Genomic DNA, 13,972 nt, shown 5'->3' on the forward strand with positions numbered 1-13,972 from the left:
GCGAGTGGGGGTACCCCCTGCTCGAGCGGAGCCGAGAGCTTGGGGGAGCGTGCCGGGCGTCGCGACGGGGCGAACGTTGCCTGTCGCGGCACTAGCCCCCGCCGTCGAACGCGCGGGGCCGACGGGAGTCCGACGACAGGGCCTGGCACGCACCGGGCGCCGCGGCCCGCTCCGGGAAGCCTCCCCGATCCGCACGGAGGGCCCCGGCGCGAGCGCGGGCGGTCCCCCGCAGTCGCCCCAAGGGCGAGTAAAGGGGGCGGACCCCGTAGTCTCGTCCCTTGTGAGTACGCGCGCGGCACAGGCACTTCGGCACGGGGACGACGTCGTGTGCGCGGTGCGCGGACTGACCAAGACCTATCCCGCGGTCCGCGCCCGGCGCGGCACGCCGGGCGCACCCGAGGTGCGGGCCACCGACGGGCTGGAGCTGGACGTCCGCCGCGGTGAGATCTTCGGACTGCTCGGGCCGAACGGCGCCGGGAAGTCCACCCTCGTCCGCCAGCTCACCGGCCTGATGCGGCCGGACCGCGGCACCGTCGACATCCTCGGCCACGACATCGTCCGCCACCCCGAGCGCGCCGCCCGCCTCCTCGCCTACCTCGGGCAGGAGTCCACCGCCCTGGACGAGCTGACCGTCTCACTCGCCGCGGAGACCACCGGACGGCTGCGCGGCCTCGACGCGCGCGCGGCCCGCGCGGAACGCGACACCGTCCTCGACGAGCTGGGCCTCGCGCCGATCGCCGGACGCCCGCTGAAGAAGCTGTCCGGCGGCCAGCGGCGCCTTGCCTGCTTCGCCGCCGCGCTGGTCGGCGAACGGCCGCTGCTGGTGCTGGACGAGCCGACCACCGGCATGGATCCGGTGGCGCGCCGGGCGGTGTGGTCCGCCGTCGACCGGCGCCGGGCCGAGCGCGGCACGACGGTCGTGCTGGTCACGCACAACGTCCTCGAGGCCGAGACCGTCCTGGACCGGGTCGCCGTCCTCGACCGGGGACGCGTGATCGCCTGCGACACCCCGGCCGGGCTCAAGGAGCGGGTCTCCGGCGAGGTCCGCGTGGAGCTGGTGTGGCGGGACAGGGCGCCCCTGGAGGTGCCGGAGGTCGCGGCGCTGCACGAGCGGGCCGCGGAGTCGGGGCGCCGCTGGACGCTGCGGCTCGCCCCCGAGGAGGCCCGCGCGGCCGTCGCCACCGTCACCGGCGGGGCCGCGTTCACCGCGCTGGACGACTTCACCCTCGCCACGCCCAGCCTGGAGGACGTGTACCTGGCCCTGGGCGGCGCCGCGCGGCAGGGACTGGTGAAGGCATGATCAGAAGGCACGCCGAGGGCGTACGCGCGGGGGCCGCCGGCTCCGTACGGGACCGCGGAACGTACCCGCGGCCCGTGTCCGGCCGGGACCCGGTCGCGGTTCCCGGGGCGGGCGCGGGGCACTCCTGGGTGGTACGGCACGCGTCGGCCGTCAGGGCCGCGCGAGCCGTGGGCGACGCGACGGCCGCGGGAAGCGGGGCCGCCGTGAGGAAGGGGAGCAGTTCGACGTGAGTGTCGTACCCGCCGGCGTCCTGTCCGGCGTGACGGCGGCCGACGGCGAGGCCCGGAAGGCGGCCGTCCTCGCGCCGCGGGCGCGGCTGTGGCCGTCGCTCGCGGCCGTGTACCGGGCGCAGCTGTCCCGGGCCCGGGTGGCGCGGATCCCGCTGCTGTTCGTGGCCACCTTCCAGTCCATCGGCATCGTGGTCATGATGCGGGGCGTGGTGAGCGGCGACGGCGGGGCCCGGGCCGTGGTGGCGGGGTCCTCGGTCCTGGTCGTCGCCTACGTCGCGCTGAACCTGCTCGCGCAGTACTTCGGGCAGCTGCGGGCCGGCGGCGGACTCGACCACTACGCGACGCTGCCGGTGCCGCCCGCCGCCGTGGTGCTGGGCGCGGCCGGGGCCTACGCGTCCTTCACCGTGCCGGGCACCGTCGTGACCGCCGTGTTCGGATGCGCGCTGTTCGGGCTGCCGCTCGGCAACCTGTGGGTGCTGCTCGCGGTGATCCCGCTCGCCGGTGCCGCGCTGTCCGGACTCGGCGCCGCCTTCGGACTGCTCGCACCGCGACCGGAACTGGCCACGCTGCTGGGGCAGCTGGGCATGTCGGCGGCGCTGCTGCTCGGCGTGCTGCCCGCCGACCGGATGCCGGAGCCGGTACGCCTCGCGCGTGACCTGCTGCCGTCGACGTACGGTGTGGAGGCCTACGCGCGCACCTTCACCGCGCATCCCGACTGGACGTTCGTCGCCGCCGACCTCGCCGTGTGCGCCGCGGTCGGCGTCGTCTCGCTGGCCGTCGCCACCTGGGCCTACCGCAGGGCGGCCGTCCGGTGACGCGGCCGACCCGTACGACTGGCACGATGGCAGGGTGACCGCTCCGTTGACTCCTCCTCCGCCGCCGAACCGGCGCCCCTCGCACTCCTCGCGGCCCGGGCCGGACTCCCGGCCCCTGCAGGACCCGCACGGCCGCACCCGGCAGGCGCCCCCCGCCGGATTCGGGCACGGGGTGACCGCGTATGCCCAGGACGGCCCCGGAATGCGGACCGAGATCCGCGAGGCCGCGCTGGTCACGGCGGCGCTGACGGTCGCCGGGGCGCTGCTGGGGCTGCTGTGGTGGCGGCTGGCGCCGCACGTGCCGCTCGTCGGGAACGTCACCGGGAACAGCTGGGTCGTCTACCTCAAGGACACCGAGGGCGAACAGGCGATCGGCGTCGACGGAACGTTCACGCTCCTGGCCCTCGCCTTCGGGGCGGTGAGCGCCCTCGTCGTCTTCCTCCTGCGCCGGCGCGGGGGTGTGCCGCTGGTGGTGGCGCTGACGGTCGGGGGACTGCTCGGGTCACTGCTGGCGTGGCGTCTCGGGGTCCGGCTCGGACCCGACGCCGACGTCATCGCGCACGCCAAGGCGGTGGGCGAGGGGGTCACGTTCCCGGCGCCGCTGAAGCTGGGCGCGTGGGGGGCGCTGCTGGCCTGGCCGCTGGCCGCGCTGCTGGTGCACCTCGGCCTGACCGCGATGTTCGGCCCCCGCGACCCCGACCCGTACACCGAGGGACCCCACGGGGAGTCCTCCTAGTGCCGTGCCGGCGCACCGGCCGGAAGCCCAGGTACATCCCAGTACGAGGGCGTCCGGCCGGCACGCCGGGAGCACGCACCGGACGCCACTCCTTGACAGGCAGACGTCGCCTGCCGCGGCACTAGTCCCGCCCGATGGGGGCGAGGACCGCGTCCGTCAGGTCGGCCAGGTCCCCGGGGGCCAGTTCGACCTCCAGGCCCCGGCGGCCGGCCGAGACGCAGATCGTGCCGTGGGCCGTCGCCGAGTCGTCCAGGACGGTCGGGAGCTTCTTGCGCTGGCCCAGCGGTGAGATGCCCCCGCGCACGTAGCCGGTGGTCCGCTCGGCCAGCGCCGGGTCCGCCATCGCCGCCCGCTTGCCGCCCACGGCGGCCGCCAGGGCCTTCAGATCCAGCGAGCCCGCCACCGGCACCACGGCCACCGTCAGCGCACCGTCGACGTCCGCCACCAGCGTCTTGAAGACCCGGTCCGGGGAGACGCCCATCGCCTCGGCGGCCTCCTCGCCGTAGGAGCGGTGCGAGGGGTCGTGGTCATAGGCGTGGACGGTGTGGTCCACCCCCGCAGCCGCCAGCGCCACCGTCGCCGGTGTGCCTCCGGGCTGCTGCTTCTTCGCCTTCTTCGCCATCCGGGCCGTTCCCAAGAGGTCGTGCGTCAGTTGAGACTCGTCGGGCCGCGCGTCAGGTCCGTCGCGGGCAACGACGGCAGACTACGGATGATCGCCGTCTCCGAGCGAAGCAGTTTCAGCTCGTCCCGCAGGCGGGAGGAGGTGTCGGGCGCCTGGAGCAGACGCTGCTTCGTCGGGATGTCCAGCGCCGTCGCCGCCGCCACCAGGTACGACACCACGCTCGGCTGGTCCGGCAGGTCCGCCCCGGTCGACAGCGACCGCTCCTGTGCCCCCGCCAGCCGCTTCTGGTACTGCCGGAAGGATCGCAGGACCCCCTCGGCCAGCGCGGCGGCCTCGTCGCCGGGCTCCTCGGGCAGCTCCTCCAGCTCGGCGGTGAGGAACGGACCGGAGGCGTCCACGGACAGCAGCCGCACCCGGGTCGTACCCGTCGCCAATACCTCGTAGGTGCCGTCCGGCTGTTCCCGGACGGTCGCAGCGTCCGCGACGCAGCCCACGCCGTGGAACGCCCTGGCCGGGTCGGGGCCGAAGCCGGCTGCGGGCCCGCGCTCGGGCACGGCCGTGGCGTCGGGCATGCCCGGGGCGCTCGGGGCCACCTCGTGGCCGTCGCGGATCGCCACGACGGCGAACCGGCGTGGTTCGTCCTCGGGTGTCTTCAGCAGCGTGCGCATCATGGCGCGATAGCGCTCCTCGAAGATGTTCAGAGGAAGCACCAGCCCCGGGAACAGCACCGTGTTCAGGGGGAAGAGCGGGAGCCGGAGGGTGGTCACGACGCAAAAGCCTAATGGCCGTCGCGGCGGGCGTGTCCGCCGCGCCCGTCGCGCGGATGCGGAGGCGGCGGCGCGAGCGGTGCCGCCCGGACGTCGTCGCGCAGCGTCAGGAAGAGACCCAGCGGGTCGTCCGAGACCCGGTCCCAGGGGAACGACGTGGCGTACGGGCCGATGAGACGAAGCTCAGCCGCGGCGTCCGCACGGCGCTCCAGCCGGAGCAGGACGTAGGCCAGCAGGTTGCGCACCTCCGCCGGCCGGGGATCGGCCGCCGGGAACCGGGCGGACAGGGCGACGGCGCGGTCGGCCGCCGCGTCCAGCCGCTCACGCGGCACCTGCGGCCCGCAGCCGTCGGTCAGGTAGGCGAAGGCCGCCCGGACCGGCAGAGCCTGCACGAGCGAGTCCGGGGGAGCGTCCTGCGCGGCCCGGTCCGAGAAGTCGAAGCACTCGCGGTGGGAGCCGTGCCAGGAGGAGGCCAGGTACCGCAGGGCGGCCACATGGCACCCGTAGTGGTGCGGGGCGCGGCGGACCGCCGCCTCCCACAGCTCCTCGAAGTACCGGTGCCCGGCGCGCGAGCCGCGCGCGTGGTCCAGGGCGACCCGCCACGGCACCGGATCGCGGTCGTCGCCGCGGGCGGCCTCGGTGATCAGAGGGCTCACCGCGCGCAGCAGCTCGGCGCGGCCGGGCGACGGCCAGGCACGGTCCACGGCGAGCTGGGCGGCCACCAGCAGCGCGTCCGGGTCGCGCGGGGCGGCCGCGAGCCAGGCGTCCAGCCACTCGGAGCGCGAGCGCGCGAACGCGGCCAGCCGGGTGACGTACCGGTCGCGGTCCTCCCAGGCGGCGCCCTGCCGGGTCTCGGCGAGCAGGACGGCGGCGGGGGCGTACGCGCCGTGAGCGGCCGCGACCAGCACGGGCGCCAGACGCGCGTCGGGCGCGTCGAGGAGCACGTCGTCGTGAACGGCGGGCCGGGCCGCGGTGGGGCGCGTCCGGGTCGCACGGATGAAAGGGGGCAGCAGAGCCATGGTGTCGACCATTGAAAGACCGCAGGTGGCGGACGCGCCAGGGGCAACACGGAACCGGACGAAAGTTGTACGCGCCCCGGTCAAGGCCCGGCAAAAGCTAACCCCCGGCCCCTCCGACCCGAACCCGCACCTCGCCCCGCCCCCTCACCCCCGCCGCAGCAATCGAGTCGCCCCCGCCGCCACCGTCGTCGCCAACGTCCACCCCAGCAGGACCAGCACCGCCGCCAGCCACTGCCAGCCCCCGCCCAGCTGCCACTGGCTCACCTGCCCGAAGTCCACCACCGGAAGCAGCAGGTCGAGAGCGAACAGCGCGGGGTTCCACTGCCCGTGCCGGTCCGGATCCGCCGGCGGATGGTCGGCCCGCGCGAACGCGAGCGAGCCCGCCGCCCACAGCACCGCCATCCACACCGCGGCCCGGCCCGGCCGGTACCCGTAGGCGACCGTCCAGTCCTGCAGGTACCCCCAGAGCTTGGCCGCCGGCGGCAGTGTCTCGCGGCGGCGCCTCTGCTTGGCGAGCAGCACCTCGCGTGCGTCCTCGTCCTCACCCGCCCCCCGCAGCACCGCGGCGAGCCGCTCGTACGGCTCCGGGTTGTACTCCGCGGTGGCCGCCGCCACCCAGTCCAGGCGCTCCGTCAGCGGGAACGGCCCCTGCGGCACCAGGTTCTCGTAGGCGAAGCCGCCCATGTGCAGCCGGCCGGGTCCGGGCCAGCTGGCCGCCCGGTCGACCAGGTTCACGATCCGCGCGCCGGACAGCACCACCCGCCCCCGCTGCGGCCGCTCCCCGAGGAAGCGCAGCTCCGGCGCCTGCACCCGGCGCAGGGACAGCTCCTGGTCGTCGGTGAGGGCGAACCGGGCCCGCTCGAAGTCGACGGCGTCCCCGAACCGCCCGTCGTCGAGTCGTATCCCGCCCCGGCACTCGAAGTACTGCACCCGTGTGCCGCGCGCCGGGGTGACGCCGCTCAGCAGGGGGCTGCCGACACCCGCCGGGGTGAGGTAGAGGGTGCGCTCGACGGACAGCTGCGGGGCGTTCAGGGCGAGCCGCGCGGCGGGGTTGGTGAGCTTCGCCCCCCGCAGGCTCAGCGACACGCCGACCGTCGCGCTGCGCAGGCTCAGCTCGCCGTGCGACTCGAGCATCTCCGCCTGGAGGTCCTGGCCGACGCTCAGGCCGTCGGCGGCGATCGACCGGCCGCCGCGGTCGCGGTGCACGATCGCCTGGTTCAGCAGCAGGTCCGTGCCGATCCGGGCGTCCGTGAGCCGCACTCCGCCGTGGAAGCGGCAGCGGGGCAGGTGCAGGTCGCCCTCGGTGTGCACCCGGGCGGCCTCCAGACGCGGCACCGAGCAGTCCACCAGCCGCACGGTGGTGAAGCGGGCCTCCGGCAGCCGGATCTCCTCCTCGAACCGGCAGCCGGTCATCTCCAGGTACGGCTGGACCGTGCCGCCCGCCAGGTCGAGCGCGCCCGTGATCCGCACGCCGACCAGCTTCAGGGAGGCCACCCGGCCGGCCAGCGGGGGCGGCCCGTCCAGCAGCAGCCAGCACACGACGCGCGCCCGGACGCTCCGCTCGGGCCCCCAGGGCTGGAGGCCGTGCGGGTCGTCCACGACCGCGTCACCGCCGCGCAGGTCGTAGACGCTGCCGTTGCGGAAGGCCTGCCACATGCCGGCCTCGACGGCGGTCAGGTCCTCCGGCGGGTCACCGTGGTGCGTACGGGCCCCCTCGGTCACGGTCCGTCCCTCCCTCCTCGGCTACTCGCGGGTTTCGTACTGCCGTTCATGCCCGCCGAGTGACCACCTGAACACTCAAAGTGACAGGGATCTGCGAAGTGGTGGCACGGACGCCGCAACGCCCGCACCGCGGAGCGGGAACGGCGGCACCGGCGCGGGCGTCGGCCGCGTATCACGGCCGGAGGAGGGTTTGTATCAGCCATTGATACGGGCGCACGGTCCCGGACGCCGGTCTGAGAGAATTGAGCCCGTGATCTCCCGAATCGATCTGCGCGGCGACGCCCTCCCCGAGGGCCCCGCCCTGCGCGACCTGCTGCCCCGAGCCGACTTCGACGTTCAGGCCGCCCTGGAGAAGGTGCGTCCGATCTGCGAGGCCGTGCATCATCGGGGCGACGCGGCGCTGATCGACTTCGCCGAGAAGTTCGACGGTGTGCGGCTGGATTCGGTGCGTGTCCCCGCGCAGGCCCTCAAGGACGCCCTGGCGGAGCTGGACCCGGCCGTGCGCGCGGCCCTGGAGGAGTCCATCCGGCGCGCCCGCCTCGTCCACCGCGAGCAGCGCCGCGGCACCCACACCACGCAGGTCGTGCCCGGCGGCTCGGTGACCGAGAAGTGGGTCCCGGTCGAGCGGGTCGGCCTGTACGCGCCCGGCGGCCGGTCGGTCTACCCGTCGTCCGTCGTCATGAACGCCGTGCCCGCCCAGGAGGCCGGCGTCGAGTCGATCGCGCTCGCCTCCCCGCCTCAGGCGGAGTTCGGCGGTCTGCCGCACCCCACCATCCTCGCCGCCTGCGCGCTGCTCGGCGTCGACGAGGTCTACGCGGCCGGCGGCGCCCAGGCCGTCGCGATGTTCGCCCACGGCACGGAGTCCTGCCCGCCGGCGAACATGGTCACCGGCCCGGGCAACATCTGGGTCGCCGCCGCCAAGCGCTACTTCACCGGCAGGATCGGCATCGACGCCGAGGCGGGCCCGACCGAGATCGCGGTCCTCGCGGACGCGACGGCCGACCCGGTGCACGTCGCCTCCGACCTGATCAGCCAGGCCGAGCACGACCCGCTCGCCGCCGCCGTCCTCGTCACCGACTCCGCCGAGCTGGCCGAGGCGGTGGAGAAGGAGCTGGAGCCGCAGGTCGCGGCGACCAGGCACGTCGAGGACCGGATCCGTCCGGCGCTGGCCGGCCGGCAGTCCGCGATCGTGCTCGTCGACGGTCTCGACGAGGGCCTGAGGGTGGTCGACGCCTACGGCGCCGAGCACCTGGAGATCCAGACGGCCGACGCCGCCGCGGTCGCCGACCGGGTGCGGAACGCCGGGGCGATCTTCATCGGCCCCTGGGCGCCAGTCTCCCTCGGCGACTACGCGGCCGGCTCCAACCACGTGCTCCCGACCGGCGGCTGCGCCTGCCACTCCTCGGGTCTGTCCGTCCAGTCCTTCCTACGCGGCATCCACATCGTCGACTACACGAAGGACGCGCTCGCCGAGGTCGCCCACCACGTGGTGACGCTGGCGGAGGCGGAGGACCTGCCCGCGCACGGCGCGGCGATCAAGGCACGGTTCGGGTGGAAGGTACCGACGAGCAAGTGAGCTTCACGATCGACGATCTCCCCGTACGGGACGAGCTGCGCGGCAAGTCCCCCTACGGCGCGCCCCAGCTGGACGTGCCCGTACGGCTGAACACCAACGAGAACCCCTACCCGCTGCCCGAGCCGCTGGTCGAGCGGATCACGGAGCGGGTGCGCGAGGCCGCCCGCGGCCTCAACCGCTACCCCGACCGGGACGCGGTGGAGCTGCGCACGCGGCTCGCCGAGTACCTGACGAAGACCGGCGGCCACCTCGTCGGCCCGGAGAACGTCTGGGCCGCCAACGGCTCCAACGAGGTCATCCAGCAGCTGCTGCAGACCTTCGGCGGACCGGGCCGCACGGCGATCGGCTTCGAGCCGTCGTACTCGATGCACACGCTCATCGCGCGCGGCACCGGCACCGGCTGGATCCCCGGTCCGCGGGGCGAGGACTTCAGGATCGACCTCCCGGCGGCCGAGAAGGCCATCGGCGAGCACCGGCCGGACGTCGTCTTCGTCACCACCCCCAACAACCCCACCGGCACCGCGGTGGCGCCGGAGACGGTCCTCGCGCTGTACGAGGCCGCGCAGGCGGCGAAGCCGTCCATGGTGATCCTCGACGAGGCGTACGTCGAGTTCAGCCACGGCCACTCGCTGCTGCCGCTGCTGGAGGGCCGGCCGAACCTGGTCGTCTCCCGCACGATGTCGAAGGCGTTCGGGGCCGCCGGCCTCCGCCTCGGCTACCTCGCCGCGCACCGGGCCGTCGTGGACGCCGTCCAGCTCGTCCGGCTGCCGTACCACCTGTCGGCGGTGACGCAGGCCACCGCGCTGGCCGCCCTGGAGCACACCGACACGCTGCTGAAGTACGTCGAGCAGCTGAAGTCCGAGCGGGACCGGCTGGTCGCCGAGCTCCGTGCGCTCGGTTACGAGGTGACCGAGTCGGACGCGAACTTCGTCCAGTTCGGACGGTTCGAGGACTCCCACGCCGCCTGGCGGAGGATCCTGGACCGCGGCGTCCTCGTCCGGGACAACGGCGTGCCCGGCAGGCTGCGGGTCACCGCGGGGACCCCGGCCGAGAACGACGCGTTCCTCGACGCGGTCCGTGACCTGCAGTGCCTTGTGGCAGGTACCCCCACACCCCCGAAGGAGCAGAGCGCATGAGCCGCGTTGGGCGCGTGGAGCGCACCACCAAGGAGACCTCGGTCCTCGTCGAGATCGACCTCGACGGCACCGGCAGGACCGACATCGCCACCGGCGTCGGTTTCTACGACCACATGCTCGACCAGCTCGGCCGGCACGGTCTGTTCGACCTGACCGTGAAGACCGACGGCGACCTGCACATCGACTCGCACCACACCATCGAGGACACCGCCCTCGCGCTGGGCGCCGCCTTCCGGCAGGCCCTCGGCGACAAGGTGGGCGTCTACCGCTTCGGCAACTGCACGGTCCCGCTGGACGAGTCGCTCGCCCAGGTCACCGTCGACCTCTCCGGCCGGCCCTACCTCGTGCACACCGAGCCCGAGAACATGGCGCCGATGATCGGCGAGTACGACACCACGATGACCCGGCACATCCTGGAGTCCTTCGTCGCGCAGGCCCAGGTCGCGCTGCACGTGCACGTGCCCTACGGGCGCAACGCGCACCACATCGTGGAGTGCCAGTTCAAGGCGTTGGCGCGGGCGCTGCGCTACGCCAGCGAGCGCGACCCGCGCGCGGCCGGCATCCTTCCGTCGACGAAGGGCGCGCTGTAACCCCATGAACGGCACCTCGACCGTGCTGATCGTCGTCGGCCTCTTCCTCGCCGGCGGCATCATCTCCTTCGTCAAGCAGAAGATGCCCACGAGCCTCGTCGTGCTGCTCTCCATCGGGGCGGCGATGTGCCTCGTCGCGGGCGTCGCCCGGCTGGGGGTGTGGAATTGAGCACCGCGGGAGCACCCAAGAAGGTCGTGGTCTTCGACTACGGCTTCGGCAACGTCCGTTCCGCCGAGCGTGCCCTCGCCCGCGTGGGCGCCGACGTCGAGATCACCCGTGACTTCGACAAGGCCATGAACGCCGACGGCCTGCTGGTGCCGGGCGTCGGTGCCTTCGCCGCCTGCATGAAGGGCCTGAGGGAGGCGCGCGGCGACTGGGTCGTCGACCGCCGGCTGTCCGGCGGGCGCCCGGTGATGGGCATCTGCGTGGGCATGCAGATCCTGTTCGCCCGCGGCATCGAACACGGCGTGGAGGCCGAAGGCCTCGACGAGTGGCCCGGCACGGTCGGGCCACTGGAGGCCGACGTCGTGCCGCACATGGGCTGGAACACCGTCGAGGCGCCGGCCGGCTCCGAGCTGTTCGCCGGCCTGGACGCGGACGCGCGGTTCTACTTCGTGCACTCCTACGCCGTCCACGACTGGCAGCTGCAGACGCACCACCCGGCGCTGCACGCCCCGAAGGTCACCTGGTCCACGCACGGCAGGCCGTTCGTGGCCGCCGTGGAGAACGGCGCCCTGTGGGCCACGCAGTTCCACCCCGAGAAGTCCGGCGACGCCGGCGCGCAGCTGCTCACCAACTGGATCGGAACCCTGTAGAGACATGGCCAAGCTCGAACTCCTCCCCGCCGTCGACGTCCGGGACGGCCAGGCCGTTCGCCTCGTGCACGGCGAGTCCGGCACGGAGACCTCCTACGGCTCCCCGCTGGAGGCCGCCCTCGCCTGGCAGCGCGCGGGCGCCGAGTGGCTGCACCTGGTCGACCTCGACGCCGCGTTCGGCACGGGCGACAACCGCGCGCTGATCCGCGAGGTCGCCGAGCGCATGGCGCAGACACACCTCAAGGTGGAGCTGTCCGGCGGCATCCGCGACGACGACACCCTCGCCGCCGCCCTGGCCACCGGCTGCACCCGGGTGAACCTGGGCACCGCCGCCCTGGAGTCCCCCGAGTGGGTCGCCAAGGTCATCGCCGAGCACGGCGACCGGATCGCGGTCGGCCTCGACGTGCGCGGCACGACCCTGCGCGGCCGCGGCTGGACCAGGGACGGCGGCGACCTCTACGAGACGCTGGCCCGCCTCGACAGGGAGGGCTGCGCGCGCTACGTCGTGACCGACATCGCCAAGGACGGCACCCTGCAGGGACCGAACCTGGAGCTGCTGAGGAACGTCTGCGCGGCGACGGACCGCCCCGTGGTCGCCTCCGGCGGCGTGTCCTCGCTGGACGACCTGCGGGCCATCGCCGGACTGGTGCCGCTCGGTGTCGAGGGCGCCATCGTCGGGAAAGCGCTCTACGCGAAGGCGTTCACCCTGGAAGAGGCCTTGGAGGCTGTGTCGTCATGACGTCCGATGCCGTGCGGCGTGTGCAGAGCGGGAATCCCTGGGAAGAGAGTTTCGGTTTCGCGCGCGCCGTGGCGGCGGGCGACCTGGTGCTGGTGGCGGGCACGACGTCCTTCAAGGGCAGCGTGCTGTACGGGGAGGGCGACCCCTACGAACAGGCCAAGGTGGCCTTCACCAGTGCCCTGGAGGCGATCGCCGAGTTCGGGCTCGGCCCCGAGTCGGTGATCAGGACCCGGATGCACCTGGCGCACTCCCGGGACCTCGAGGAGGCGGCCCGGGCCCACAAGGAGCTCTTCGACTCCGTACGCCCGGTGACGACCCTGCTGGTCGTGGAGGGCTTCGTCGACCCGCGCGTGCTGGTGTCGGTGGAGCTGGAAGCCTACAGAGGCTAGAAGTCATTCCGTTTCGTAAGGAGCCGTGGACCTCATGACCCTGGCGGTCCGAGTCATCCCCTGCCTGGACGTGGACAACGGCCGGGTCGTCAAGGGCGTCAACTTCCAGAACCTGCGCGACGCGGGCGACCCGGTCGAGATGGCCAAGGTGTACGACACCGAGGGCGCCGACGAGCTGACGTTCCTGGACATCACCGCCTCCTCCGGCGACCGCGAGACGACGTACGACGTGGTGCGCCGCACCGCCGAGCAGGTGTTCATCCCGCTGACGGTGGGCGGCGGCGTCCGCACGGCCGAGGACGTGGACAGGCTGCTGCGGGCGGGCGCCGACAAGGTGGGCGTGAACACGGCCGCCATCGCCCGCCCCGACCTGATCCGGGAGATCGCCGAGCGCTTCGGCCGGCAGGTGCTGGTGCTGTCGGTGGACGCGCGGCGCACGCAGTCCGGGAGCTTCGAGGTGACCACGCACGGCGGCCGCCGCGGCACCGGCATCGACGCGGTGGAGTGGGCGCACCGGGCGGCCGAACTGGGCGCCGGCGAGATCCTGCTGAACTCCATGGACGCCGACGGTACGAAGGACGGCTACGACCTGGAGATGATCGCGGCGGTCCGCAAGCACGTGAGCGTGCCGGTGATCGCCTCGGGCGGTGCGGGCAAGCTCGCCGACTTCCCGCCGGCGGTCGCGGCGGGCGCGGACGCGGTGCTGGCCGCGTCCGTGTTCCACTTCGGCGACCTGCGTATCGGCCAGGTGAAGCAGACGCTGCGTGAGGCCGGCCGGCCGGTGCGGTGACGCCGCGCCGGGCCCCCGGCCCCGGCCCCGGTCGCCCAGGGGGTGGCCGGGGCTCTTTCGTGCGCCGAAGGGCAGGAGATATTGCGCAAATAATATTGCGCAACTTTCCTTTCCTTTCTAGGCTCCGGGCATGAGCGACAGGGAGCGGGACCGCCACATCACCGACCTGGGCACACTGAAGGCGCTCGCGCATCCGCTGCGCATGCGGCTCTACCGGGGGCTGACCGTCGCCCGCGCCGCGACCGCCTCCCAGCTCGCCGCGCAGGTCGGCGAGGCCGTCTCCCTGGTCAGCTACCACCTGCGCAAGCTCGCCGAGTACGGACTGATCCAGCCGGCCGAGCCGCGCAGCGAGGACAGCCGGGAACGCTGGTGGGAGCCCGCGTCCGACGGGCTGAGCATCCGCGACGAGGACTTCCGGGACGCCCCGGAGAAGGCGGCCGCGCGTACGGCGGCCGGCCGCCTCTTCCACGAGCAGCGCACCGGGATGTACCGGCGCTTCCTGGACGAACGGTCGCAGTGGAGCCCCGAGTGGAACGCCGCGGCCGAGTCCTCCGAGGCGGTGCTGCGGCTGACCGTGGACGAACTGTCCGAGCTGGTCGCGGACATGCTCGCGCTCGTCCGCGGCTACCAGGAGCGGGGCCGCGCCGCGGACGCTGCCGGGGACACCGAGGGCCGCGAGAACGTCGCCGTGCACACGTACGCCTTCCCCTTCCGCGTCTGAGAGG

General features: G+C 73.8%; 16 protein-coding genes. 12 read left to right on the forward strand and 4 right to left on the reverse strand.

What is annotated here, in order from left to right; all coding sequences use genetic code 11:
• The first annotated feature begins 325 nt into the window (after window positions 1–325).
• The 3 genes from ACWDNY_RS25980 (at window position 326) to ACWDNY_RS25990 (ending at window position 3,081) form a co-directional block, all read left to right on the forward strand.
• On the forward strand, window positions 326–1,300 hold the full coding sequence (locus tag ACWDNY_RS25980) for an ABC transporter ATP-binding protein (RefSeq protein ID WP_451648240.1): 975 nt from the start codon (window positions 326–328) through the stop codon (window positions 1,298–1,300).
• 226 nt (window positions 1,301–1,526) lie between these two features.
• Window positions 1,527–2,345 carry an ABC transporter permease gene (locus ACWDNY_RS25985; RefSeq protein WP_451648208.1) on the forward strand — a complete coding sequence of 273 codons (819 nt, stop codon included), beginning with the start codon at window positions 1,527–1,529 and terminating at the stop codon, window positions 2,343–2,345.
• A 34-nt stretch (window positions 2,346–2,379) separates the two neighbouring features.
• A complete protein-coding gene (locus tag ACWDNY_RS25990; RefSeq protein ID WP_451648209.1) occupies window positions 2,380–3,081 on the forward strand; it encodes an AAA family ATPase in 702 nt (233 codons plus the stop codon).
• A gap of 121 nt (window positions 3,082–3,202) precedes the next feature.
• On the opposite strand, the gene ybaK is transcribed toward ACWDNY_RS25990, so the two are convergent.
• From ybaK to ACWDNY_RS26010, 4 genes are all read right to left on the reverse strand, one after another.
• Complete coding sequence (gene ybaK, locus ACWDNY_RS25995; RefSeq protein WP_451648210.1) at window positions 3,203–3,703, reverse strand: Cys-tRNA(Pro) deacylase; 501 nt, start codon at window positions 3,701–3,703, stop codon at window positions 3,203–3,205.
• Between the two features lie 26 nt (window positions 3,704–3,729).
• Complete coding sequence (locus ACWDNY_RS26000; RefSeq protein ID WP_451648211.1) at window positions 3,730–4,470, reverse strand: LON peptidase substrate-binding domain-containing protein; 741 nt, start codon at window positions 4,468–4,470, stop codon at window positions 3,730–3,732.
• A gap of 11 nt (window positions 4,471–4,481) precedes the next feature.
• A complete protein-coding gene (locus ACWDNY_RS26005) occupies window positions 4,482–5,501 on the reverse strand; it encodes a hypothetical protein (protein ID WP_451648212.1) in 1,020 nt (339 codons plus the stop codon).
• Between the two features lie 132 nt (window positions 5,502–5,633).
• Window positions 5,634–7,211 carry an oxidoreductase gene (locus tag ACWDNY_RS26010; RefSeq protein WP_451648213.1) on the reverse strand — a complete coding sequence of 526 codons (1,578 nt, stop codon included), beginning with the start codon at window positions 7,209–7,211 and terminating at the stop codon, window positions 5,634–5,636.
• 250 nt (window positions 7,212–7,461) lie between these two features.
• Between ACWDNY_RS26010 and hisD the strand changes: the two genes are divergently transcribed.
• From hisD to ACWDNY_RS26055, 9 genes are all read left to right on the forward strand, one after another.
• Window positions 7,462–8,787 (forward strand): histidinol dehydrogenase, encoded by a 1,326-nt coding sequence (gene hisD / locus ACWDNY_RS26015; protein ID WP_451648214.1) that lies wholly within the window; start codon window positions 7,462–7,464, stop codon window positions 8,785–8,787.
• Window positions 8,784–9,923, forward strand: coding sequence for a histidinol-phosphate transaminase (locus ACWDNY_RS26020; protein ID WP_451648215.1), 1,140 nt, complete (start codon window positions 8,784–8,786; stop codon window positions 9,921–9,923). The genes hisD and ACWDNY_RS26020 overlap by 4 nt, the downstream gene beginning before the upstream one ends.
• Entirely contained in the window at window positions 9,920–10,513 is a 594-nt protein-coding gene (gene hisB, locus ACWDNY_RS26025; protein ID WP_451648216.1) for an imidazoleglycerol-phosphate dehydratase HisB, read from the forward strand. The genes ACWDNY_RS26020 and hisB overlap by 4 nt, the downstream gene beginning before the upstream one ends.
• A 4-nt stretch (window positions 10,514–10,517) precedes the next feature.
• Window positions 10,518–10,682: a hypothetical protein gene (locus tag ACWDNY_RS26030; RefSeq protein WP_451648217.1), complete on the forward strand. Its 165-nt coding sequence runs from the start codon at window positions 10,518–10,520 to the stop codon at window positions 10,680–10,682.
• Complete coding sequence (gene hisH, locus ACWDNY_RS26035; protein ID WP_451648218.1) at window positions 10,673–11,329, forward strand: imidazole glycerol phosphate synthase subunit HisH; 657 nt, start codon at window positions 10,673–10,675, stop codon at window positions 11,327–11,329. The genes ACWDNY_RS26030 and hisH overlap by 10 nt, the downstream gene beginning before the upstream one ends.
• A gap of 4 nt (window positions 11,330–11,333) precedes the next feature.
• A complete protein-coding gene (gene priA, locus ACWDNY_RS26040) occupies window positions 11,334–12,068 on the forward strand; it encodes a bifunctional 1-(5-phosphoribosyl)-5-((5-phosphoribosylamino)methylideneamino)imidazole-4-carboxamide isomerase/phosphoribosylanthranilate isomerase PriA (RefSeq protein ID WP_451648219.1) in 735 nt (244 codons plus the stop codon).
• Complete coding sequence (locus tag ACWDNY_RS26045) at window positions 12,065–12,457, forward strand: RidA family protein (RefSeq protein ID WP_451648220.1); 393 nt, start codon at window positions 12,065–12,067, stop codon at window positions 12,455–12,457. Before priA ends, ACWDNY_RS26045 begins: the two co-directional genes overlap by 4 nt.
• 34 nt (window positions 12,458–12,491) lie before the next feature.
• Entirely contained in the window at window positions 12,492–13,247 is a 756-nt protein-coding gene (hisF, locus tag ACWDNY_RS26050) for an imidazole glycerol phosphate synthase subunit HisF (RefSeq protein WP_451648221.1), read from the forward strand.
• A gap of 130 nt (window positions 13,248–13,377) precedes the next feature.
• The gene (locus ACWDNY_RS26055; RefSeq protein WP_451648222.1) at window positions 13,378–13,968 is read left to right on the forward strand and encodes an ArsR/SmtB family transcription factor; all 591 of its coding nucleotides are present in this window, start codon (window positions 13,378–13,380) and stop codon (window positions 13,966–13,968) included.
• Window positions 13,969–13,972: the final 4 nt, after the last annotated feature.

Source organism: Streptomyces sp. NPDC003697, assembly GCF_053587115.1.